At 67.2% G+C, this 21,266-nt stretch carries 17 protein-coding genes; 5 read left to right on the plus strand and 12 right to left on the minus strand.

What is annotated here, in order from left to right; translation table 11 throughout:
- Nucleotides 1-16 precede the first annotated feature (16 nt).
- From ABFX18_RS03815 to ABFX18_RS03870, 12 genes are all read right to left on the minus strand, one after another.
- Nucleotides 17-1,003: a sugar ABC transporter substrate-binding protein gene (locus tag ABFX18_RS03815; RefSeq protein ID WP_090146067.1), complete on the minus strand. Its 987-nt coding sequence runs from the start codon at nucleotides 1,001-1,003 to the stop codon at nucleotides 17-19.
- Nucleotides 1,000-2,055 carry an ABC transporter permease gene (locus tag ABFX18_RS03820; protein WP_211649805.1) on the minus strand — a complete coding sequence of 352 codons (1,056 nt, stop codon included), beginning with the start codon at nucleotides 2,053-2,055 and terminating at the stop codon, nucleotides 1,000-1,002. The genes ABFX18_RS03815 and ABFX18_RS03820 overlap by 4 nt, the downstream gene beginning before the upstream one ends.
- A complete protein-coding gene (locus ABFX18_RS03825; RefSeq protein WP_346057448.1) occupies nucleotides 2,052-3,059 on the minus strand; it encodes an ABC transporter permease in 1,008 nt (335 codons plus the stop codon). The genes ABFX18_RS03820 and ABFX18_RS03825 overlap by 4 nt, the downstream gene beginning before the upstream one ends.
- Nucleotides 3,056-4,549 carry a sugar ABC transporter ATP-binding protein gene (locus ABFX18_RS03830; RefSeq protein ID WP_346057449.1) on the minus strand — a complete coding sequence of 498 codons (1,494 nt, stop codon included), beginning with the start codon at nucleotides 4,547-4,549 and terminating at the stop codon, nucleotides 3,056-3,058. The genes ABFX18_RS03825 and ABFX18_RS03830 overlap by 4 nt, the downstream gene beginning before the upstream one ends.
- Entirely contained in the window at nucleotides 4,546-5,556 is a 1,011-nt protein-coding gene (locus ABFX18_RS03835) for an aldose 1-epimerase family protein (protein ID WP_346057450.1), read from the minus strand. The genes ABFX18_RS03830 and ABFX18_RS03835 overlap by 4 nt, the downstream gene beginning before the upstream one ends.
- 44 nt (nucleotides 5,557-5,600) lie before the next feature.
- Nucleotides 5,601-6,854, minus strand: coding sequence for a hypothetical protein (locus ABFX18_RS03840; RefSeq protein ID WP_346057451.1), 1,254 nt, complete (start codon nucleotides 6,852-6,854; stop codon nucleotides 5,601-5,603).
- A 497-nt stretch (nucleotides 6,855-7,351) separates the two neighbouring features.
- The gene (locus ABFX18_RS03845) at nucleotides 7,352-8,779 is read right to left on the minus strand and encodes a xylulokinase (RefSeq protein WP_346057452.1); all 1,428 of its coding nucleotides are present in this window, start codon (nucleotides 8,777-8,779) and stop codon (nucleotides 7,352-7,354) included.
- Between the two features lie 68 nt (nucleotides 8,780-8,847).
- On the minus strand, nucleotides 8,848-9,954 hold the full coding sequence (locus ABFX18_RS03850; protein WP_346057453.1) for an NAD(P)-dependent oxidoreductase: 1,107 nt from the start codon (nucleotides 9,952-9,954) through the stop codon (nucleotides 8,848-8,850).
- 98 nt (nucleotides 9,955-10,052) lie between these two features.
- Nucleotides 10,053-11,027, minus strand: a complete 975-nt coding sequence (locus ABFX18_RS03855; RefSeq protein WP_346057454.1) for a sugar ABC transporter substrate-binding protein — start codon at nucleotides 11,025-11,027, stop codon at nucleotides 10,053-10,055.
- Nucleotides 11,028-11,064: 37 nt separating this feature from the next.
- The gene (locus ABFX18_RS03860; RefSeq protein WP_346057455.1) at nucleotides 11,065-12,087 is read right to left on the minus strand and encodes an ABC transporter permease; all 1,023 of its coding nucleotides are present in this window, start codon (nucleotides 12,085-12,087) and stop codon (nucleotides 11,065-11,067) included.
- Nucleotides 12,084-13,610, minus strand: coding sequence for a sugar ABC transporter ATP-binding protein (locus ABFX18_RS03865; RefSeq protein WP_346057456.1), 1,527 nt, complete (start codon nucleotides 13,608-13,610; stop codon nucleotides 12,084-12,086). Before ABFX18_RS03865 ends, ABFX18_RS03860 begins: the two co-directional genes overlap by 4 nt.
- Before the next feature lie 144 nt (nucleotides 13,611-13,754).
- Entirely contained in the window at nucleotides 13,755-14,504 is a 750-nt protein-coding gene (locus tag ABFX18_RS03870; RefSeq protein WP_211649797.1) for a DeoR/GlpR family DNA-binding transcription regulator, read from the minus strand.
- 43 nt (nucleotides 14,505-14,547) lie between these two features.
- Here ABFX18_RS03870 and ABFX18_RS03875 point away from each other — a divergent pair, with 43 nt between their 5' ends.
- The 5 genes from ABFX18_RS03875 (at nucleotide 14,548) to ABFX18_RS03895 (ending at nucleotide 21,219) form a co-directional block, all read left to right on the plus strand.
- Complete coding sequence (locus ABFX18_RS03875; RefSeq protein ID WP_200330547.1) at nucleotides 14,548-15,309, plus strand: DeoR/GlpR family DNA-binding transcription regulator; 762 nt, start codon at nucleotides 14,548-14,550, stop codon at nucleotides 15,307-15,309.
- Nucleotides 15,310-15,385: 76 nt separating this feature from the next.
- Complete coding sequence (locus ABFX18_RS03880; protein WP_211649795.1) at nucleotides 15,386-17,422, plus strand: bifunctional aldolase/short-chain dehydrogenase; 2,037 nt, start codon at nucleotides 15,386-15,388, stop codon at nucleotides 17,420-17,422.
- Nucleotides 17,419-18,912, plus strand: a complete 1,494-nt coding sequence (locus ABFX18_RS03885; protein WP_346057457.1) for a rhamnulokinase — start codon at nucleotides 17,419-17,421, stop codon at nucleotides 18,910-18,912. Before ABFX18_RS03880 ends, ABFX18_RS03885 begins: the two co-directional genes overlap by 4 nt.
- Before the next feature lie 119 nt (nucleotides 18,913-19,031).
- Nucleotides 19,032-19,712 carry a FadR/GntR family transcriptional regulator gene (locus tag ABFX18_RS03890; protein ID WP_346057458.1) on the plus strand — a complete coding sequence of 227 codons (681 nt, stop codon included), beginning with the start codon at nucleotides 19,032-19,034 and terminating at the stop codon, nucleotides 19,710-19,712.
- A 166-nt stretch (nucleotides 19,713-19,878) separates the two neighbouring features.
- Nucleotides 19,879-21,219 carry an MFS transporter gene (locus tag ABFX18_RS03895; RefSeq protein ID WP_346057459.1) on the plus strand — a complete coding sequence of 447 codons (1,341 nt, stop codon included), beginning with the start codon at nucleotides 19,879-19,881 and terminating at the stop codon, nucleotides 21,217-21,219.
- The last annotated feature ends 47 nt before the right edge of the window (nucleotides 21,220-21,266 follow it).

A 21,266-nucleotide genomic window follows, 5' to 3' on the forward strand; every position in this document is an offset into this window, starting at 1 on the left:
CTCTCGGCGGGTGGACCTAGAACGCGGGTTCGACGTCTTCGACGTTCTCCGCAGTGACGACCGTCAGCGGAATGGGGATGCGATTCTCAACGGTCTCGCCCGCCGCGGCCTGGACGATCGTCTCGAGCGCGAGCTTGCCGTCCTCGACCGGCGACTGCACGATGGTCGCGTAGAACTGACCGTCGCGAATCGACTCGAACGCGTCCTGCTGGCCGTTGATACCGACGATCGGCGGAATCTCCGCAGGATCCTTGCCCGCTTCAGCCCACGCGTCGATGAAGCCGCGCGCCATCGTGTCGTCGTTCGCGTAGACGCCGTCGATATCGTCCCCGAAGCGGGTGATCAGATCGCGGCTCGCGACGAGCGCCTTCTGCTGATCGAAGTCGGCGTTGACGGTCTGCAGCACTTCGATGTCCGAGCCGATCTTCTCGAGCTGCTCCGTGAATCCGTCGGTGCGTCCGATACTCGTGCCGTTGCCTGCCTGGCCGGCGATGATGACGACCCCGCCCTCGCCGCCGAGCGCCTCATCCATGGCGTCCGCCGAGAGCACTCCCTCCTCGTAGACGTCGGGGCCGGTGAAACTCTCCACCAGCTCGAGCGCCTCGTCGTCCATCGGCGAGTTGATCAGCACGACCGGAATGCCCGCCGTCTGCGCCTGGATGAGCCCCGGGATGTACGCCTGCGGATCGAGCGGCCACAGCACGATCCCATCGGGGCTGCGTCCGATGCACGTCGTCAGCTGCTCAGTGCCGGTCTGGACATCGAAATCCTGGCTCAGCATGGTGACTTTCGCCCCAGCCTCGTCCGCTGCCGCTTGAAACGCCTCGTTCGCGGGAGTGGCGTACGCGTGCGACTCGGCGGCGGTGATGTAGCAGATCTCCGCCCCTGCACCGGCTTCGGCGTCGGGTGACTCGGCGGCGGAATCGGCTCCTGAAGTCGAGCAGGAGGCGAGGAGGAGTGCCGCGGCGAACGCGGTCCCTCCAAGGAATACCTTCTTGATCATGCGGGTGTCCTTTCGGTTTCGTGTTGACGGGCGACATCCCTCTTCGGTGAGAGGCGCCGCAGCAGTGCGGTAGGTGATACATCAGTGCCACGCTTCGCGTGGGTCAGACGGTCGAGCAGGATGAGGAGGAGCAGGATGGCACCGGTGACGATGTCCTGCACATACGCGGGGATGCTCTGGTACTCCATGGCGGTCGTCAGAGCGGCGAGGGTGAGCAACCCGCCGAGTGTGCCGAGGGCCGAACCGACGCCTCCCTCGAGCCTGGTTCCTCCGATGACCACCGCGGCGATGGCGGTGAGCACGATCGTGTCGCCGAAGACCGGGGACCCCGTATTGGAGGCGATGCCGAACGTCACCCCTGCGAGACCGGCCATCAGACCGCTGAAGGCGAATGCTCCGAAGAGATACCAGCGCGACCGGATGCCGCTCGCCGCCGCACTCGTCGCGTTGCTGCCGACCGCGAACAGGTTTCGCCCTGAGACCATCCGCGTCAGCCAGACATGCAGCAGGAGAATGAGCACGACGAAGATGAAGACGCGCGTGGAGAGCGTGCCGAGGACCGGCTGCGTCAGAGGAATCCCGAAGAACGGATCGATGCCGCTGACGGGCCGCGAATCGGTGATGAGGTGGCACACCGCGCGGAATAGCAGCATCGAGGCGAGTGTCGCGACGAGGGAGTTGATCCGGAGCAGCACCACCAGCACCCCGTTGCAGCAGCCGGCGAGCAGTCCGATGCCGAGGCCGGCGATGGCCGCGGGAACCTGACCCATGGATTCTTGGAGACCGACTGCCGCGATACCGGACAGCGCAAGGATCGCGCCCCCGGAGAGGTCCAGTTGGCCGGCGATCAGCACGACCGTCAGTCCGATCGCGATGAGTCCCATGGTCGCCACGCGATCGATGCCGAGGCTGAGCGTTCGAGCTTCGAAGAACCCGGGGACGAATGTGGCGGCGATGACGAGTGTCGCGATCAGGATCACGATGACGCGGTAGCGCACCAATCCGAGCAACGCGAGACTCCATCCGCCACGCAACGGTGATACCGCGCTCATGAGCGGCCTCCCTTCCGACGGAGGTAGATGTCGAGCGAGACAGCGCCGACGATGAGCAAGCCCTTCGCGATCCCCTGGACCGCCGTGGGTACGCCCTGCAGCACCAGGATGTTGTTGAGCAGGGCGACGAACAGGAGTCCGCCGATCGCTCGAGGAATGCTGCCCGACCCGCCGAGCAGACTGATACCGCCGACGACAACGGCCGTGATCGCGTCGAACTCGTAGCCGACCCCGATCGCGGGCCTCGCCGTCTGCAGGGTGATCCCGAGCAGCGCGCCCGCAAGCCCGCTCAGCCCGGCGGTCATGACGAACGCGGACGCCCGGGTTCGTGCAAGCGGCACCGCACTCGCCCGCGTGGCGTCAGGATTGCTTCCCGCCGCATAGACCCAGCGACCGAGCGTCGTTCGCGAGAGCACCAGATGGCCGATGACTGCGACGATCACGAAGATGATGACGATCACCGGGATCCCGAACACCCGACTGTTCACGAAAGCCTGGGCGTCGGCGTCGGAGCCGTACACGATGACCCCGCCGACGCTCCACTGCGCGATGCCGAGCACGATGGTGCTGACGCCGAGTGTCGTGATCACGGGGTTGATGCGCGCATACCCGATCAGGATGCCGCTCACGACCCCGGCGCCGCACGCCGCCATAATCCCGACGAGCGCTGCCGCGAAGGTGCCGATGGCCGGTTGGAGGCCGAGGGTGAGAATCGCACCGACGGCCACGGTGGCCGGGACCGAGAGATCGGCCAAGCCGCGCGTGATGAAGACGAACGTCATACCCACCACGATCACGCCGAGTATCGAGATGTTGATCAGCACGTTGACCAGATTGCCGACCGAGAAGAACCGGTCGGAGAGCAGCGTGCCGATCACGAGGAGCAGCACGATGCCGACGGGCATTCCGATCACCGGACCGAGGCGCGCCCCCAGATTGGCGCGGGTGACCCGGCTCGTGCCCGGCACCCCCGTGATCGTCGTATCGAGTTTCGTATCGGTCATGCGTGCGCCGCCTCTCCCGTTGCCGCGAGCATCACGGTGGCCTCGTCGGCTTCGGCTCGATCCAGTTCAGCCGTCACGCGCCCCTCACTGAGCACGTATATCCGGTCGCTCACCGCGAGCACCTCTGGCAGCTCAGACGAGATGAGCAGAATCGCTGTGCCAGCGGCGGCGAGCTCGCCGATGATCGCGTGGATGTCTGCCTTCGCGCCGACGTCCACCCCGCGCGTCGGCTCATCGAGGATGAGCACTCGGGGTCGAGCGGCGAGCCATTTCGCGATCACCACCTTCTGCTGGTTGCCGCCGCTCAGGGTGTCGACGGCGCGTTCGATGACCGGCGGTGAGACCCCGAGCGTCTCGACCTGCTCGCGCACCAGGTCCCGCTCGCGCGAGCGGGAGATCCATCCCGCGGTCGAGAGGCTCCGCAGCACGGGGAGCGAAACATTGTCTTTGATGGATGCGGAGGGCACGATGCCGTCGCGCTTCCGATCCTCTGGCACGTACGCGATGCCCGCAGCGACTCCCTGCGCCGGTGTGCGCGCGACCAGCTCGGCTCCATCGACGCGCACGGCGCCCGCCTGCGCACGATCCAAGCCGAACACGGCCCGCGCGACTTCCGTGCGCCCCGCCCCGACGAGGCCCGCCAGACCCACGATCTCTCCTGCGCGAACGTTCAGCGTCACGTCGGAGAACGCTCCGGCTCGCGTGAGCCCGTCGACCTCGAGCACGACGTCCCCGATCGGGACGACGCGTTTCGGGAAGATATCGGTGAGATCCCGACCCACCATCAGGCGGATCATCTCCCCCGCCGTCAACCCGTCCGAAGCCCGGGTGTCGATCTGCTGACCGTCGCGCAGCACCGTGACCTGGTCGGCGAGATCCAACACCTCGCGAAGCCGGTGACTGATGTAGATGATCGCGATTCCATCGGCGCGCATGCGGCGCACGATGCGGAAGAGCGCCTGTGCTTCGTGCTCGCTCAGTGACGATGTGGGTTCGTCGAGCACGATGATGCTCGGGTGCTGCGCGTACGCCTTCGCGATCTCGACGATCTGCTGCTGGCTCACGGTGAGCGACCCGAGAAGCGCCGAGGGATCGATCCGAGCGTTGAAGGCGTCGAGCACGGCAGACGCGGCATCGGAGAGGGCCCGACGACGCACGAAGCCGAACCGGGCAGGGGTCGCGCCGAGCATGATGTTCTCCGCGACCGTCAGATCCGGCACGAGATTCAGCTCCTGGTAGACCATCCCGATACCGCGCTTTCGCGCGTCGATGGGTCCGGCGATCCGGGTTTCTGAGCCTCCGAGGACGATGGAGCCAGCATCCGGCTGATACACACCGGCGAGGATCTTCATCAGCGTCGATTTCCCTGCGCCGTTCTCGCCGACGATCGCGTGCACCTCACCGGCTCTGGCGACCAGATCGACATCCGCGAGTGCCCGGATGCCGGGGAACGATTTCGAGATGCCGCGCATCTCCAGTGCGACGGTCATGCGGATCCTCCTGACTCGGGTGAGCTGCCGACCCGGCTCGCTCCGCAGTGAAACTCGAGACGATAGTCCGCGCTCTCCCCGGCGGCGAGCGTCGGCAGGACGCCGGCCTCGCTCGCGGCGGCACGGCCGCGGCTCCAGTCGACGTTCGTCGGTTCGAGCCCGAGTACGTAATGCCCTTCTCCCAGCATCTTCCACTGGTGCAGCGCCGGCAGCGAGGCGGTGTCGAACCGCACGGCGACGCGGACATCGCGCGTCGGGTTGTCGAGCGACACCTCCGCGATCCCCTGCCCGGTGAAATCGTGCTTGAACACCTGTTCGGCGTACCCCGGAACCGGCCCGGTGATCTCGAACCACTGCGAGAGTCCGTGTTCCGCGTCAGCGTCACGAGGGGACACCGAGACCGACGGCACCTCGAGCACCGAGCCGTCGTCGAGCAGAGGCCACCCGAGATTCGCGTGGTAGAGCACCATGTGCCCTGCCGCCGCCGACCCTTCGTTGGTCACGCGATCCTCCACCACGATCGACGCCCCGCCGAGCGGTACGGTGATGCGGCGGGTGAGCAGCAGGTTGTCTCCGAAGACGCTGGCCTGACGCACCTCCGCTTCCACCACGAGTTCGGCGTCGGTCACCTGCGCCCGAGTGACGACCGACGGCGTCGAACCGATTCGGCCGTGCATCGGGTACTCGACTCCCGCCACCGTGCTCGCGGGGCCGTACGAGTCGAGCCCGCAGGTCGCGAGCAGACCGCCTCCGAACGTGCGGAGCCACTCGGTCCCCGAATCCACGGTGAGGCCGGGGTCGGCGAATCCGGTGGGAGAGTGCCAGGCGATCGGGACGCCCCGGTACGCCACCGCGCCGATGTCGAGTGCGCGATCGGGGTGCAGCTCGACCGTCAGCCCGCCACCCGAGGTGAGCACGATGCGACGAGCGCCCCGAGCCGCGCCCTGCGTCTCGTCGAATTGATCGATGCGGGCGAGCTGATGGAGCGAGCCGGTGCGACGCCTCACCTCCGCGAGTGTCCGGCCGTACAGCTTCGGTTGAGCGGACATCGTTAGAGTCCCAGCTCGACGCGTTCGCTCGCGAGCTGCTGATTGCCCGGCCCGAAGTGCTTCAGAATGACCAGATCGTCGGTCGCCGACGTGTTGACCACCTGCACCCCGCCCGATGCGGCGCCCGCCGTGATGAAGAACTCATCGCTCGAGAACTGCCCATATCGGATGCTCGAGATCGCGGCGATGTGCTGCCCGCCGATGCTGCCGTGCCCGGCGACCGCGATGAGTCCGTGCGCGTCCCGGTCGCCCACGGTGACGGACCCGCCCGGAGCGACGGTGAGTTCCTTGGCGCTGAACGCAGTCGCGCGGTAGGTGATCCAGCGCTCCGTGTGCTCAGGCGACCCGGCGCGGCTTTCGACTGTCTCGACCGGCGGAGTGAAGCGGTGACTCCAGAAGTCGGCGTCGATGTTCAGGTCCCAGTCCGCGAGATCGACGATGAAGTCCAGGTCGCCGACATTGCTCGCGGGCACGTCCTTCCACATCAGTTCGTCCGGAACCTCGCGATTGTTCGACCACGACTCGGTCATCGCGAACACATCGCACGCCGCCTGAGGCTCGTAGGTGCACATGCTGGCCGGTGCGTGCAGGACACCTGCGGGTACGTCCCATCCGGTGCCAGGGGTGATGCGATACGCCTTGGACAGGTCGGTGATGCGGTTGTCGCCGCCGCGGAGGAACGCCTCGAGTTTGTCGCGGAGCTGCTCTTTCGTGACCTCCGGGTGAAGCCCGAAGAACGTGTACGGGAACTGTCCGCCATGGTTGTTCATCTGCGGCGGGAAGTAATAGGCCTCTGGTTTGCCGGGCTTGCCGACGAGGGCGGCGTGTTCATCGCGGTGATGGATGTGGAACGGCAGCGGGAACTCGTTGTCGAAGAACTTCGAGTACATCGGCCAGAGGCCGTGCGACGCCCACAGCGCGCCGATGGCATCGCCCTTCGCGTGCGCGATGAGTTCATCGAGCGGGATCACCCCGCCGTCGGGATCGCGCACGAGGCTCAGACCTTCGAACGGGTCGGTTCGCGGCCCGTTCTCGGCCCGGATCGCACTCGCCAACCAACGCTCATCGATGCCGCCGCGCTCCTTGCCCAGCGGGAAGTAGTCGTCTGGGTGCAGCCGGATACGCCGACCCGGGGTGCAGAACGCGCGCGGCACCCAAGCGGGAGCGAGACGCAGCACGCCGTTCGCATCGTTCATCGCGCGTTCGATCGCGGCTTCAGAACTCGTGACTCCCGCGTATGGACCGGCCTGTGCCATTACTCACTCCTTTGTGGTGATGCTGCGTGCGCTTCTCTGGTTCATTGAACCAAGAAGGTTTCATTGAAACTACCAAATTGTTTCGCGCGGCACAATAGGCGGCGGGGCCGATACGGAATCGTTACCCCGGATCTCCCCGCAGCGCTGCGCGATCGCTCGACACGGGCGCTCGCGCTCCCGACGCATTCCCGGGCCGTGGACGCCGAAATGGATCAATGAAGCGGTCGACCCGCGCGCAGTACGCACCGCTGACCCGCTCCCACCGACCGCGCAGCGCCGCCGCCGCCAAGCGAGCCGGGTCGCCAAGCGAACCGGGCCGCCAAGCGAGCCGGGCCGCCAAGCGAGCCGGGCCGCCAAGCGAGCCGGGTCACTTTGGGAGGGTGTCATGCTGGTATTCGACCGCGACACCCTCCCAAAGTGACCCCGCTGGAAGTTGGCCGGGGTCGGTGGTGGCAGGGTCTCCGCGACGGGGCAGAGGGCGAGTCGATTCGCGCGGCTCAGCGGCGGCGGTCGTTCAGGGCGCTGAGGGTCGCGAAGTGAGCAGTCCGTTCCGCGTAGGCCGCTGTCAACAGGGCGTCCGGCGTGAAGCTCGCCTCGAGTTCACGACCGTGCGAGCGGATCGCGTCGAGCGAGTCGATCGCGCCCGTCGCGATTCCTGCAAGCATGGCCGCCCCCTGCGCCGCACCGTGCCCGCTCGCGGGATGATCGACGCGCACCCCCAGCACATCGGCCTTGATCTGCGACCAGGCGCGCGATGCCGACCCGCCGCCCGTCGATACGACGCGATCGATCGGGAACCCCGCCTCGCGAACCGTCGCGATGTCGCGAGCCAGGGCGAGGGCGTTGCCCTCCATCGCGGCGAGCATCAGATCAGAGGCGGTCGTCGCGAGCGATATGCCGTCGATCACTCCGCGGGAGTGCGGATTCCACCCCGGCGTGCGCTCGCCGGCGAGGCTCGTCACCATGGTGAGCTCGCCGGGTCTCGGCAGCTGCAGGAGCACGGCGTCTTCGCGCAGGTCCGTTGCGCCTTCGAGGCCGTTCACCCAGTCGATGGTGGCGCCCGCGGTCACCTGCGCCGTGATGAGCAGATCGACGTCCGCCACGCAGTGCCGCGTGTGGATGAAACCGGGAACGCGTGTGCCGCGCGGTACCGCGAGAATCGTGACGCTCGAGAACCCGGTCATATCGACGAGCGGATCGCCGACCTCGACCACGCCGGCTTCGAGCGCTGAACCGATCGAGTCGATGCCTCCGGCGACGACGCTCGCCCCCGCGGTGATGCCGGTCGCCTGGGCTGCCTCGAGTGTGACGGTGCCGACGATCGTTCGCGCGGCCACGATGGGCGGCAGATATGCGAGCGAGTCTTCGGCATCGAGCAGCGCCGCGTCGAAGGCACCGGTTTCGTCGTCGAACCCCTGCATGAGTGCGGCCGTCGTGTCGTCGAGCGCGGCGACGCCGCTGAGACGGCGCACGATGAAGCCGTTCGCAGACAGCACATGCTCCGCGGCGGCGAGCGCCTCGGGCCGGTGCGCGGCGAGCCACGGCAGCTTCGCGGTACCGAAGAAGGGATCCGCGCCGTTGCGCGAATGGGGAACGATCTCCGCGATCCGCTCAGCTTCGGCCGTCGCCCGCCGGTCGAGCCACGTGAGCGCCGCACACGTCGGCGATCCGCTCCGATCCACGGGCACGAGTGTCGGAGCCTGCGCGGTGACGGCGACCGCCCGTACCGTTCTTCCGGCGACGACCTGCCGCGTCAACGCGCAGACCGCCTCCCACCACGCCGTCGCATCCTGCTCGGCGGCCGCGCCAGCGGTCGCGGTCGGGTATCGCTGCGACGCATCGGCGACGAGCATGCCAGCCCGATCCGTCGCGACCACTTTCACCGAACTCGTACCGACGTCGATGCCGAGCAGCAGTTGGGTCATGGGGTGAGTTCCTCTTCGTCGAAGGGTCCGGTGACGGTCGCGCCCTGCCCAGCACGGGCCAGAGCAGGCTACCGCCCCAGCGCGGTCGGGCTCGGCGCGGTTCGGGTGATCGTGGGGGACGGCGCCTCGACGAGCGGGTGCAGCAGCGGTTCGCCCGAGAGATACCGGCGTATCTCCTCCGCCACGCCGTCTGCCGCGCGATCCGCGGTCTCACGGCTCGCTCCGGCGATGTGCGGGGTGAAGACGATGTCGTGCCCGGCGGCCGCCAGGCCGAAGATGCGGTGCGTGAAGTCGACCGGTTCTTCGGGGAAGACGTCGAACGCGGCGCCCGCCAGGTGCCCGCGCTCCACGGCATCGGCAACGGCGTCGTAATCGACGAGGCCGCCCCTCGCGGCGTTCACGAGACGCGAACCCGGGCGCATGAGTGCGAGCCGTTCGGCATTGACCATATGGGTCGTCTCGGGAGAGAGTCGCGCGTGCACGGATACGAGATCCGATTGCGCGAAGACGTCCTCGATGCTGGGCGCCGACCGCACGCCGGAGCCCAGTGATCCTGATTGCACGTACGGATCGTAGACGAGCACGTCGGCTCCCATGGCTGCGAAGACACCTGCGACGTGCCCGCCCACGGCGCCTGCGCCGAGGAGCCCGATGGTCGACCCTCTGACCTCGCCGCCGACCTCCTCATGCCGATAGAACTCTCCCCGCCACTCGTGCGACAGCAGCGTGTTGTGCGAGAGCGGGATGCGGCGGAGAAGCGCGAGCGCGAGCCCGATCGTCATCTCGGCGGTGGAGATGCCGTTGCGGCCCGGGACATTCGCGACGGCGACTCCGCGGGCCCGCGCCGCGTCGAGGTTCACGTTCGTCGGGCCGCCGCGCGAGACCGCGATCAGACGCAGGTCTGGGCAGGCCGCGAGTACGTGTTCCGTGAGCGGCGCGAGCTGCGTGGCGATGGCGGTGACCCCGTCGAGCGCTTCGATGAGTTCCTCCTCCGTCCCCGAGGCCTCATCGACCTCTCCCACTCGCCCGAACGGCGCGTCGGGCCACGGGAACTCGATCTCCCTCACCTCGATCTCGGATCCCGGGCCCCCAGCCCCGCTCAGGGCGAGTTCGATCGCGCTGCGAAGACGGGTCGACCGGATGAACAAGTCTCCGGCCGCAAGAATGCGTGTCATGTGTCTGTCTCCTCGACGTTCGCCTGCCGTCGCGCGACGGTGCGGGCAGTGACAGGGCGGCGCGACCCGATCCGGTTCGCGCCGCCCCAGATATCTGATTAGCCGCCGAACATCTCGTCGAAATAGTCCTGCGCGTTGCTCTCGTCGATCACGGTGATCGGCATGAACTGGTCCTTCTCGACCTCTTCGCCGTTCAGCAGGTCGGAGGTGATGTCGATCAGCGTCCGCCCGTGCGCTTTGCCGCCGCCGAGGCTGATGGAGCTCTTCTGCGGGTCGCCCTTGATGATGTTCTCGATCTCGATCTGGGTGGCGTCGATCCCGAACAGTCCGAAGGAGTCGAAGTCGGTGATCCCGCTCGCTTTGACTCCCTCGTTGCCGCCCTGCGCGCCGCCGCCGCCGATCGTGGCGATCATCTTCAGATCGGGGTTGGCCTGCAGGAAGTTCTCGGCGTTCGTCACGCCCTCCTCGGCGGTCAGCGCGGAGTTCGTCGCGACGAGTTCGGCGTTCGGCGCGATCTCCTCCACGGCGTCCTTGATGCCGTTCGCGCGATCGATGATCTCGGGGAACGTCGGCAGGTCCATCAGCGCCCACTCGACGACGTCCTCATCGCCGTAGTTCTCGTTGATCCACTCCGCTGCGGCTTCGCCGTTCGCGTACCCGGTCTCGTATGCATCGACCAGGTACTGGGCGTCGTAGTTGTCGAGCACCTGGGTGTACCCGACGATCTTGATACCCGCGTCCTGCGCCTTCTGCGTCGCCGCCTTGAGCGATTCCGAATCGACGGCGCAGATGATGATCGCGTCCACATCCTGCTGGATGAAGTTCTCGATCTGCGTCACCTGCGTGGCTGCATCGCTCTTGGCGTCGACGTAGTTGACCTCGACGCCTTCCTCGGCGCCGTAGGACTGCGCCTCCTGCACGAGCTCAGCCCAGACGGGATTGGAGAGATCGGAGAATGTGACGCCGACCGAGAATTCGGTGTCGGCCGGAGCGGCGCTGCTCCCGCCGGAGCTGCACGCTGCGAGAACGAGCAGCAGTGCTCCTGTCGCCGCAATCGCAGTGATCTTCTTCATGGGGTTCCTTTCGTTGGTTTCCGTGAGAACGGAGGGTTCAGGAGAGGGGGACGGTCGCGGTCTTCGGTTCAGCCGTCGGCCCTCGTGAGATGGACACGCCACCGATCTGCTTGCGCCGCCCGCCGGAGCGCTTCGAGGTGGCGTCGTAGATCACCGCGACCAGCAGGATGAGGCCCTTGATCACGAGCTGCACGTACTCGCTGACGTTGAGCAGCACGAGACCGTTGTCGAGCACGCCGACGATGAGCACGCCGATGAACGCACCGAACAGGCTCCCGCGCCCGCCCATGACGCTCACGCCGCCGAGCACGCACGCGGTCAGCACGCTGAATTCGAACCCGGCTCCGGTGGCCGACTGCGCCGAGTTCAGTCGGGACAGCAGCAGGATCGCGCCGACGGCGGTGAAGAGGCCGCTCACTGCGTAGACGAGCAGCAGGGTGCGTCGCGTATTCACACCGGACAGGCGCGCCGCCTCGACGTTGTTGCCGATCGCGTAGAAGTACCGACCGATGCAGGTCTGATTCGCGATGAAGTACCCGATCGCCCAGACGAGGGCGAGCACGATGACGGAGATCGGGATGCCGATGACGGCGCCCTGCCCGAGCACGGAGAAGCCGCTCGGGAAGCCGGAGATCGGCAGGCCCTTGGAGAGCAGGTAGCTGACGCCGTTGAGGATCGTCATCATGGAGAGGGTGACGATCAGCGGGGCCACACCCGTCAGGGTGATGATCAGCCCGTTGATCAGCCCGATCACGACGCCGAGCACGAGCACGAGTACGATCGCGAGCGGCCAGGGAACGTCGAATTGCGCCATCATGATGCCGCACACGACGACGTACAACGAGATCTGGTAGCCGACGGAGAGGTCGATGCCGCCGGTCAGCAGCACGAACGCGAATCCCACGGCCACGATCCCGAGCGTCGTGACCTGGCGAAGAATGTTGAACAGGTTGTTCGCGTCCAAGAAGTTCGGGGAGAGCGCGCTGAAACCGATGATGAGCAGCACCAGCACCAGCACGATCCCGAGCTCGTGCAGTCGCGGTCGGAACTTCGAGATCATGCGAGGTCTCCTTCCGAAGCCAGCGTGAGGATGGCTTCCTGAGTGATGTCTTCCGATTCGAGCAGCCCGCGTTGCAGGCCCTCCTGCAGCACGACGACCCGGTCGGACATGCCGATGAGCTCTTCCATATCGGAGGAGATCATCAGGATCGTCTTCCCCTCCTCCGCGAGCCGGTTCATGATCAGGTAGATCTCATGCCGCGCCCCGATGTCGATGCCCCGGGTGGGTTCATCGAAGATGAGCACTTCCGGGCTCGTGGCCAGCCACTTCGCGAGCACGACCTTCTGCTGATTGCCGCCGCTCAGATTGCCGACGATCTCGGCGCCGCTCGGCGCCTTGATGCGCAGCTCGCGCATGTAGCGGTCGGAGAGTTCGCGCTCGGCCGCGGTCGAGATGACGCCGGCGCGCGACATCGCCGGGAGCCGTGGGAGGGAGATGTTCTGCTCGATCGAGAACTCGAGGATCAGGCCGTGCCGTTTGCGGTCTTCAGGGACCAGGGCGATGCCGTTCCTGATCGCCGCGATCGGGTTGAGCGAGAGCACCGAGTTGCCGTGCAGGTCGACCGTGCCGGATTCCGGCCGTTTCGCCCCGAAGACGAGCTCCATGAGCTCGGTGCGACCGGCGCCGATCAAACCCGCGAACCCGAGGATCTCTCCCTTTCGCGCGACGAAGCTGATGTCGCGCACGCCGTTGCCGGTCAAGCCGGTCACCGTCAGCGACGGTTCGGTCAGCACGTTCGTGCGCGTCGGGTAGTCTTCCCCGAGCTCACGGCCGACCATCATCGAGATGAGTTCGCGCTTCGCGGTGGCGGGGGTGTCGACCGTGCCGACGTACTGACCGTCGCGCAGCACGGTGACCCGATCGGAGAGCCGGAAGACCTCTTCCATGCGGTGCGAGATGTAGACGATGGTCATGCCCTCGCGCTTGAGCACGTCGACGATCGCGAACATGGCGTCGACCTCGGAGGCGGTGAGCGGCGCTGACGGCTCGTCCATGATGAGCAGCTTCGCCTCCTTCGACAGCGCTTTCGCGATCTCGACGATCTGCTGGTAGCCGGTGGTGAGCGTCTCGACGAGGGCGTTCGGCGCGATCGATACTCCGAGTCGCTCGAAGAGCGAACGCGATCTCGCCGCCATGGTCTTGCGGTCGAGCACCGGCCCCTTCATGATGAACTCTCCGAGAAAGACGTTCTCGGATGCGCTGAGGTTCGGGAAGAGCGTGAACTCTTGGTAGATCACCGCGATCCCGAGCTCCCTGGCCAGCTGAGGCGTGAGCCGCTCATGGACCACCCCATCGACGGTGATCGTGCCGCTGGTCGGGGCGATGGCGCCCGAGAGGGTCTTGATGAGCGTCGACTTGCCCGCACCGTTCTCGCCGATGATCGCGTGCACCTCACCGGGCCGCAGGTCGAGACTGACGCCGTCGAGTGCGCGAACCCCGGGGTATTCCTTCACCAGCCGGTCGACCTGCAATGACAGACCTGCCCCGCGGCCGGTGGCCGTCGATACGTCCTGTAGGGACATTGCTGCACGCTCCTCACGTCATCGTGGCGTCACCTTCAAGACATGAGTGTGTTACAAGATGTGAGGTTTTGTCAACTTTTGTGAAGTAACGATGACGCAACGGCGCACCCCGGCCCCACGGACCCGGACCACCGCCTCGGCGCGTCAGCGCAAGTCGGAGACGAGGCGGCGGAACGCCGCGAGATCACGAGCATTGGGGGCGAGCTCGGTCGCGAGGGTGTCGATCTCATCGATATCAACGGCGTGCGCGACGGAGACACTGCCGAGCTTCTCGCTGTGCACGCCGATCAGCACGCGCTCCGAAGCACGCGCGATCGCCCGCTTCACCTCGGCCTCCTCGAGCGTGCTCTCATGGCAGCCCCGCTCGTCCAGGGAAGCGGCAGACGCGAAGAACGCCGAGAAGTGGACGCGGGAGACGAAGCCCGTGGTGACGGGCCCCACCAGCGAGTCGCTTCGTCGATCGGCCGCTCCTCCGGTGAGCACGGCGGTCAAGCCGGGTCGCTCCTGGAGCGCCTGGAAGGTGAGCATCCCGTTCGTGACGACGGTGAGGTCTCCCGAACCGGAGATGCGCTGAGCGAGCTGATGCATCGTGGTCGACGAGTCGAGCGCGATCATTCCGCTGGTCGGCACGAGCGGAAGCAGCTTCTCGGCGATGGTCGCCTTCTCGGCGGCCTGAGACTGCTCGCGGCCGTGAAAGCTCACGGGACCGGTGTACATGGCGCCGCCGCGTACCCGTCGAATGGTGCCGCCCAGCTCCAGGCCGTCGAGGTCCCGGCGAACGGTCATCTCGCTGACGCCCAGCTCCGATGCGGCCTCGGCCAGCGAGACGCGCTGGAGCGCACTGAGCCGCTGCAGCAGCCAGGCGCGTCGTTCTTCGGCGGCGAGGGAGACCATGGTGGTCCTAGCGTAGTAGCGCCGGGTCACTAAGCTCAGAGACATGGCCGTGAACGGAAGCATCGAGGGAGAGCGGCGGCGCAGAGAACTCGTCGAACTCGCGCGCACCGCGGGTGAGATCTCCATCGAGCAGGCCGCGACGCAGTTCGACGTCTCGACGATGACCATTCGGCGCGACCTGGAGATGCTCGAGGTCGAGGGATCGGTGCGACGGGTGCGCGGGGGCGCCGTGCCCGCCACCGGCCCGCGCAGCTACGACGAACGGCTTGCGACCCGCGGGAGCGCGAAGCGCGCGATCGCGCGCAAGGCGCTCGATCTCGTGCCCCGCCGAGGTGCGATCGCCCTCGACGCATCGACGACGGTCAACGCCCTCGCTGAGATGCTCGGCGATCACGGCGCGCTCACCGCGTGCACCAACTCCGTCCAGACCTTCGAATTGCTCGCGCGTCTCGGCGGCGTGGAGGCCCAGTTGACGGGCGGTGCGCACGAGGCGATCACCGGCAGCCTGGTCGGCCCGATTGCGAACGCCGGAGCGCGCCTCCTGCACACGCGCGTGTTCTTCACCTCCTCCGACGGGATCAGCCCGGAGGGAGGCACCTCAGAAGCGTCGCTCGCGGAAGCCGAGGTGAAGCGCCACCTCGCGCAGTCCGCCGACGCGACCGTGCTCTGCGCCGACTCGTCGAAGCTCGGAAAGCGCTCGACCGGCATGGCGCTCGAACTCTCCGACGTTTCGACGCTCATCACCGAACTCGACCCCGCAGATCCCAGGCTCGATCCGTATCGGGACCTCGTCGAGATCCGATGATGCACGATCGCTTGTCGGCCATGTTATTTCGTGTTAAATTCACACGAAGCAACAAACGGCAGCTCCGGAGGCACCCATGACCGACCCCACCGCCCAGGCACTCATCGCCCGCTCGAACCGACTCGGCGCAGATAAGAAGAACACGAACTTCGCGGGCGGCAACACGTCGGCGAAGGGGTTCACCACCGATCCCGTGACCGGCGAAGACGTCGAACTCATGTGGGTCAAGGGCTCCGGCGGCGACCTCGGCACGCTCACCGCCGCCGGGCTCTCGGCGCTGCGCATCGACCGCCTCCGCGCACTCGTGAACGTCTACCCCGGCCTCGAGCGCGAAGACGAAATGGTCGCAGCCCTCGACTACTGCCTCCACGGCAAGGGCGGCGCGGCGCCGTCGATCGATACCGCAATGCACGGCCTCGTCGACGCGGCCCACGTCGACCACCTGCACCCCGACTCCGGCATCGCGATCGCGACCGCAGCCGACGGCGAAGCGCTCACCGCGAAGATCTTCGGCGACAAGGTCGTGTGGGTGCCCTGGCGCCGCCCCGGCTTCCAGCTCGGCCTCGACATCGCCGCCATCAAGGCGGAGCATCCCGAGGCGATCGGCTGCATCCTCGGCGGCCACGGCATCACGGCCTGGGGCGACACGAGCGAGGAGAGCGAGCGGAATTCGCTCTGGATCATCGACACCGCTGCCGCCTACATCGCCGAGCACGGCGCACCCGAACCCTTCGGCGGCGTCGTCGCCGGATTCGAGCCTCTTCCCGAGACCGAGCGCCGCGCCCGCGCAGCCCAGCTCGCGCCGGTGGTGCGGGGAATCGCGAGCACCGACAAGCCGATGGTCGGGCACTTCACTGACTCCGACGCCGTGCTCGACTTCCTGTCCCGCGAGAAGCTCGCCCCGCTCGCGGCGCTCGGCACGAGCTGCCCCGACCACTTCCTGCGTACAAAGGTGAAGCCGCTCGTACTCGATCTGCCGGCCACCGCCACGGCCGAGGATCAGATCAATCGCCTGCACGAACTGCACGCGGCATACCGCGAGGACTACCGCGCCTACTACGAGGCGCACGCCGACGAGACGAGCCCCGCCATGCGCGGCGCCGATCCGCTCATCGTGCTCATCCCGGGCGTCGGCATGTTCAGCTACGGCGCGAACAAGCAGACCGCACGCGTCGCCGGCGAGTTCTACGTCAACGCCATCAACGTCATGCGCGGTGCCGAGTCGCTCTCCACCTACGCCCCCATCAGCGACGCAGAGAAATTCCGCATCGAGTACTGGGCCCTCGAGGAGGCCAAACTCCAGCGCATGCCGAAACCGAAGTCGCACCAGGGCCGCATCGCCTTCGTCACCGGCGCCGCCTCCGGCATCGGGAAGGCGATCGCAACGCGCCTCGCCGCCGAGGGCGCGTGCGTCGTCGTGGCCGATCTCGACCTCGAGAAGGCGCAGGCCGCAGCAGCCGAGCTCGGGAATGCAGACGTCGCCATCGGCGTGGCAGCGAACGTCGCCGACGCGGCAGCCGTACAGGGCGCGATCGACGCCGCGGTGCTCGCATTCGGCGGCATCGACCTCGTCGTCAACAACGCCGGGCTCTCGCTCTCGAAATCCCTGCTCGACACCACCGAAGCCGACTGGAACCTGCAGCACGACGTCATGGCGAAGGGCTCCTTCCTCGTCGCCCAGGCCGCCGCACGCGCCATGATCGCGCAGAAGCTCGGGGGCGACGTCATCTACATCTCCTCCAAGAACAGCGTCTTCGCCGGCCCGAACAACATCGCGTACTCCGCCACCAAGGCCGACCAGGCCCACCAGGTGCGGCTCCTCGCCGTCGAACTCGGCGAGCACGGCATCCGCGTCAACGGCATCAACCCCGACGGCGTCGTGCGCGGATCCGGGATCTTCGCAGCGGGGTGGGGCGCCAACCGCGCCGCGACCTACGGCGTCAAGGAAGAGGATCTCGGCCAGTTCTACGCGAACCGCACCATCCTGAAGCGCGAGGTCGTGCCCGAGAACGTCGCCGACGCGGTCTACGTGCTCACCGGCCCCGAGCTGACCCGCACCACCGGTCTCCACATCCCCGTCGATTCCGGCGTCGCCGCGGCGTTCCTGCGATGAGCGACGCGGCTGCAGGATCGGCGGTCGGCGGCGCCGACGTCGGCGCTCCGGCCGCCGGTCGCGCCGTCGCGGCAGTCGACCTCGGGGCGACGAGCGGGCGCGTCATCGTCGGCCGCATCGAGCACGGCCCAGACGGAGCCGAACTGCGCACCCAGCACGTGGCGCGCTTCGCGAACGACCCCGTGCGCACGAGCGACGGCCTGCACTGGAACTTCCTCGAGCTCTACCACCAGGCGCTGCAGGGGCTCGCCACCGCCGAGCGCAGCGCACCCGGGGAGATCGCGTCGATCGGCATCGACTCGTGGGCGGTCGACTACGGCCTGCTGCGTCACGGCCGCCTGCTCGGCATCCCCTACCACTACCGCGATGCGCGCTGCGAAGCCGGCGTCGCAGCCGTGCACGCGCGCGTACCGGCCGAGCGCCTCTACGCCCGCAACGGCCTGCAGCATCTCACCTTCAACACGATCTTCCAGCTCGCCGCAGAGGACGGCCTGCTCGACGTGGCCGACCGCGCACTGCTCGTGCCGGACCTGTTGAACTACTGGCTCACCGGAGTGGAGGCCGCGGAGCGCAGCAACGCATCGACCACCGGGCTGCTCGATCCGCGATCACGCGAATGGGATCTCGAACTCGCGGAAGAGGCGGGCATTCCCGCGCGCATCCTGCCGCAGCTCATCGAGGCGGGCACCCGCCTCGGGCCCGTCACCGGAGACGCAGCGAAGGTCATCGGCCGGGCGATCGACGTCGTCGCGGTCGCCTCGCACGACACGGCCTCCGCCGTCGCAGCGGTACCGGCCACGCGATCCGACTTCGCCTACATCTCGTGCGGAACCTGGGGCCTCGTCGGCCTCGAACTCGATGCTCCCGTGCTCACCGACGCCGCCCGCCTCGCGAACTTCACCAACGAGGGCGGCATCGAGGGCACCACGCGCTTCCTGCACAACGTCATGGGCACATGGCTGTTCTCGGAGTCGCTGCGGCACTGGGAGCCCGGTGCGACGAACGCGCAGCGATCCAGCCTGCTCGGCGAACTGCTCGCCGACGCAGCATCGGTCACCGGCCCCATCCCCGTCTTCGACGCGAACGACCCCCAGTTCATGCCGCCCGGCGACCTGCCCGACCGCATCGTGCGCTGGTTCGAAGCACGCGGCGAACGCGCACCCGAGGGGCGGGCCGAGATCGTCCGCTCGATCACGGAGAGCCTCGCCGTGGCATTCGCCGACGCCGTGGAGACGGCGAGCCGACTGGCGGATCGCGAAGTCTCGACCATCCACGTCGTCGGCGGCGGCTCGCAGAACACCCTGCTCTGCCAGCGCCTCGCCGACCGATCCGGCCTCGAAGTGCTCGCCGGCCCCGTCGAAGCGACCGCGATGGGCAACCTGCTCATCCAGGCGCAGACGCTCGGCCTCATCGGCCCGGGCCTCGCCGAGCTGCGCGCCGTCGTGGCCCGATCCACCGCCCCCATCCGTTACACCCCCGCTTCGCGTTAGGTTTCAGTCATGGTTACCCGTCAACTCCCCGACGCTTGCATCGCGGGGGCCCGCTTGCGCGCCGAGCGGAACGGGTGCTCGACTTCGCACAACGACACCGGCTGCGATAATCGATGGCGATGAAGGCTCACGAGGCGGTCATGGAGTGGGTGACGGAGGAGCTGCGGAGCGGGCGGCTCCACATCGGCGACCATCTGCCGGGCGAGCGCGCGCTCGCGGAGACGCTGCAGGTCTCCCGCAGTTCACTGCGCGAAGCACTGCGCGTTCTCGAGGCGCTGGGCACGATTCGCACCGCCACAGGATCTGGCCCGCGATCGGGCACCGTGATCACGGCCTCACCCGAGCAGGCACTCACTCTCGCACTCAACCTGCAGCTCGCGACGAGCCAGGTGAAGCATCACGACATCTACGAGATGCGTCTGCTGCTGGAGAGCTGGGCAGCAGAGCACTCCGATCCCGCGCGCGGTGACTGGGATGGCGCAAGCCGCCTCCTCGACCGCATGGATGAGCCGGAACTCTCGGTCGAAGAGTTCCTCGCCCTCGATGCTGAGTTCCACGTGCTGCTCTCCCTCGCGGCGAACAACCCGCTGACGAGCACGCTGATGGACGCCCTGCGCATTTCTATCGCCGATCACACGCTGCAACGCGCTCAGTCGCTCCCCGATTGGGCGCGCACAGCGCAGCGCTTGCGCGCCGAGCACCGCAGCATTCTCGAGAGCATGCGCGACGGCCAGCGCGACACTGCCGTCGAACGAATCCGGGCGCACATCCGCGGCTACTACGTCGAGACCGCTCGCTGAGTCGGAGCCCACCGCGAGCCCACCGCCTGAAGCGACTGCACCTCGCGCGAATTGACGACCGGCGAACGGGCGACCTACACTACTTGTGGTCCTACCACATGGTCCGACCACAATTGTTTCGCAGAGATGACATCTTCACGACCGCAGATCTCAAGGGAGAGATGACATGACGTCCACCGCAACCCGACCCGATGCGACACCCGGCATCAATTACCGTGTGCTCCTCGGCAGTCTGAGCGGCAGCGTGATCGAGTGGTTCGACTTCCTCGTCTACGGCACCGTCGCCGCGCTCGTGTTCAACAAGCTCTACTTCCCGAACGACAACGAATTCATATCCACGATGCTCGCCTTCGTGTCGTTCTCCCTCACCTTCTTCTTCCGCCCGCTCGGCGGCATCATCTTCTCTCATATCGGCGACCGCATCGGCCGCAAGAAGACGCTCTTCATCACACTCACGCTCATGGGCGGCGGCACGGTCGCGATCGGCCTGCTGCCCGATTACGCGGCCATCGGGATCGCGGCGCCGATCCTGCTCATCTGCTTCCGCATTCTGCAGGGCCTCGGCATCGGTGGCGAGTGGGGCGGTGCGCTGCTGCTCGCTTACGAGTACGCCCCCAAGAACCGTCGCGGCCTGTACGGAGCGGTGCCGCAGATGGGCATCAGCATCGGCATGCTGCTCGCGGCCGGAGTGGTCGCGCTGCTCACTCAACTGCCCGACGGCCAGTTCATGACGTGGGGCTGGCGCATACCGTTCGTGTCCAGCATCGTGCTCGTATTCATCGGACTGTGGATCCGCAACGGCCTCGACGAAACCCCCGAGTTCAAGCGCGTGCAGGAGACCGGGGCGCGCCTCAAACTTCCCATCAAGGAGGTCGTCACGAAGCACTGGGGCGCTGTGCTCGTCTCTATCGGTGCGAAGGCAGCCGAGACCGGCCCGTTCTACATCTTCGGCACCTACATCGTGGCCTATGCGACCGACATCCTCGGCGCCCGCGACAACGTCGTACTGCTGGCTATCGCCGCAGCCGCGCTCGTCGCAACCGTATGGATGCCGATCTTCGGCAGCATCTCCGACCGGGTCTCCCGCGCTTCCCTCTACCGCTGGTCGGCATGCACCACCATCGTGCTCGTCGTCCCCTATTACCTGATCCTCAATACCGGCGAGACCTGGGCGCTGTTCGTCGCGACGATCCTCGGCTTCGGCTTCCTGTGGGGCAGCGTGAACGCGATCCTCGGCACCCTGATCGCCGAGAACTTCGCCCCCGAGGTCCGCTACACGGGCGCATCCCTCGGTTACCAGCTCGGTGCGGCCATCTTCGGCGGCACCGCCCCGCTCATCGGCGCCTGGCTGCTGGAGATCAGCGGCGGCCAGTGGTGGCCGATCGCGCTGTACGTCGCTATTTGCGCGGCGATCTCCGTCGTGGCATCGCTCTTCATCAAGCGCGTCGCCCACGTCGAGGAGGAGCCCGCACGTGAGCCGGCCAACCCCGCCGGCCAGGCGGCATAGCGTTCCGGTCCACCGCGCCGACCCGACCCCAACCCGAGAGGCAGCTC

Source organism: Leucobacter alluvii (assembly GCF_039530485.1).
Taxonomy (GTDB): Bacteria; Actinomycetota; Actinomycetes; order Actinomycetales; family Microbacteriaceae; genus Leucobacter; species Leucobacter alluvii.

Coding starts and splice junctions, on each gene's coding strand:
- ABFX18_RS03855 (WP_346057454.1), bottom strand. CDS start 11,027: ATGAAGAAGATCACTGCGATTGCGGCGACAGGAGCACTGCTGCTCGTT.
- ABFX18_RS03850 (WP_346057453.1), bottom strand. CDS start 9,954: ATGACACGCATTCTTGCGGCCGGAGACTTGTTCATCCGGTCGACCCGT.
- ABFX18_RS03880 (WP_211649795.1), top strand. CDS start 15,386: ATGACCGACCCCACCGCCCAGGCACTCATCGCCCGCTCGAACCGACTC.
- ABFX18_RS03870 (WP_211649797.1), bottom strand. CDS start 14,504: ATGGTCTCCCTCGCCGCCGAAGAACGACGCGCCTGGCTGCTGCAGCGG.
- ABFX18_RS03895 (WP_346057459.1), top strand. CDS start 19,879: ATGACGTCCACCGCAACCCGACCCGATGCGACACCCGGCATCAATTAC.
- ABFX18_RS03820 (WP_211649805.1), bottom strand. CDS start 2,055: ATGAGCGCGGTATCACCGTTGCGTGGCGGATGGAGTCTCGCGTTGCTC.
- ABFX18_RS03875 (WP_200330547.1), top strand. CDS start 14,548: ATGGCCGTGAACGGAAGCATCGAGGGAGAGCGGCGGCGCAGAGAACTC.
- ABFX18_RS03825 (WP_346057448.1), bottom strand. CDS start 3,059: ATGACCGATACGAAACTCGATACGACGATCACGGGGGTGCCGGGCACG.
- ABFX18_RS03840 (WP_346057451.1), bottom strand. CDS start 6,854: ATGGCACAGGCCGGTCCATACGCGGGAGTCACGAGTTCTGAAGCCGCG.
- ABFX18_RS03830 (WP_346057449.1), bottom strand. CDS start 4,549: ATGACCGTCGCACTGGAGATGCGCGGCATCTCGAAATCGTTCCCCGGC.
- ABFX18_RS03815 (WP_090146067.1), bottom strand. CDS start 1,003: ATGATCAAGAAGGTATTCCTTGGAGGGACCGCGTTCGCCGCGGCACTC.
- ABFX18_RS03885 (WP_346057457.1), top strand. CDS start 17,419: ATGAGCGACGCGGCTGCAGGATCGGCGGTCGGCGGCGCCGACGTCGGC.
- ABFX18_RS03865 (WP_346057456.1), bottom strand. CDS start 13,610: ATGTCCCTACAGGACGTATCGACGGCCACCGGCCGCGGGGCAGGTCTG.
- ABFX18_RS03845 (WP_346057452.1), bottom strand. CDS start 8,779: ATGACCCAACTGCTGCTCGGCATCGACGTCGGTACGAGTTCGGTGAAA.
- ABFX18_RS03890 (WP_346057458.1), top strand. CDS start 19,032: ATGAAGGCTCACGAGGCGGTCATGGAGTGGGTGACGGAGGAGCTGCGG.
- ABFX18_RS03860 (WP_346057455.1), bottom strand. CDS start 12,087: ATGATCTCGAAGTTCCGACCGCGACTGCACGAGCTCGGGATCGTGCTG.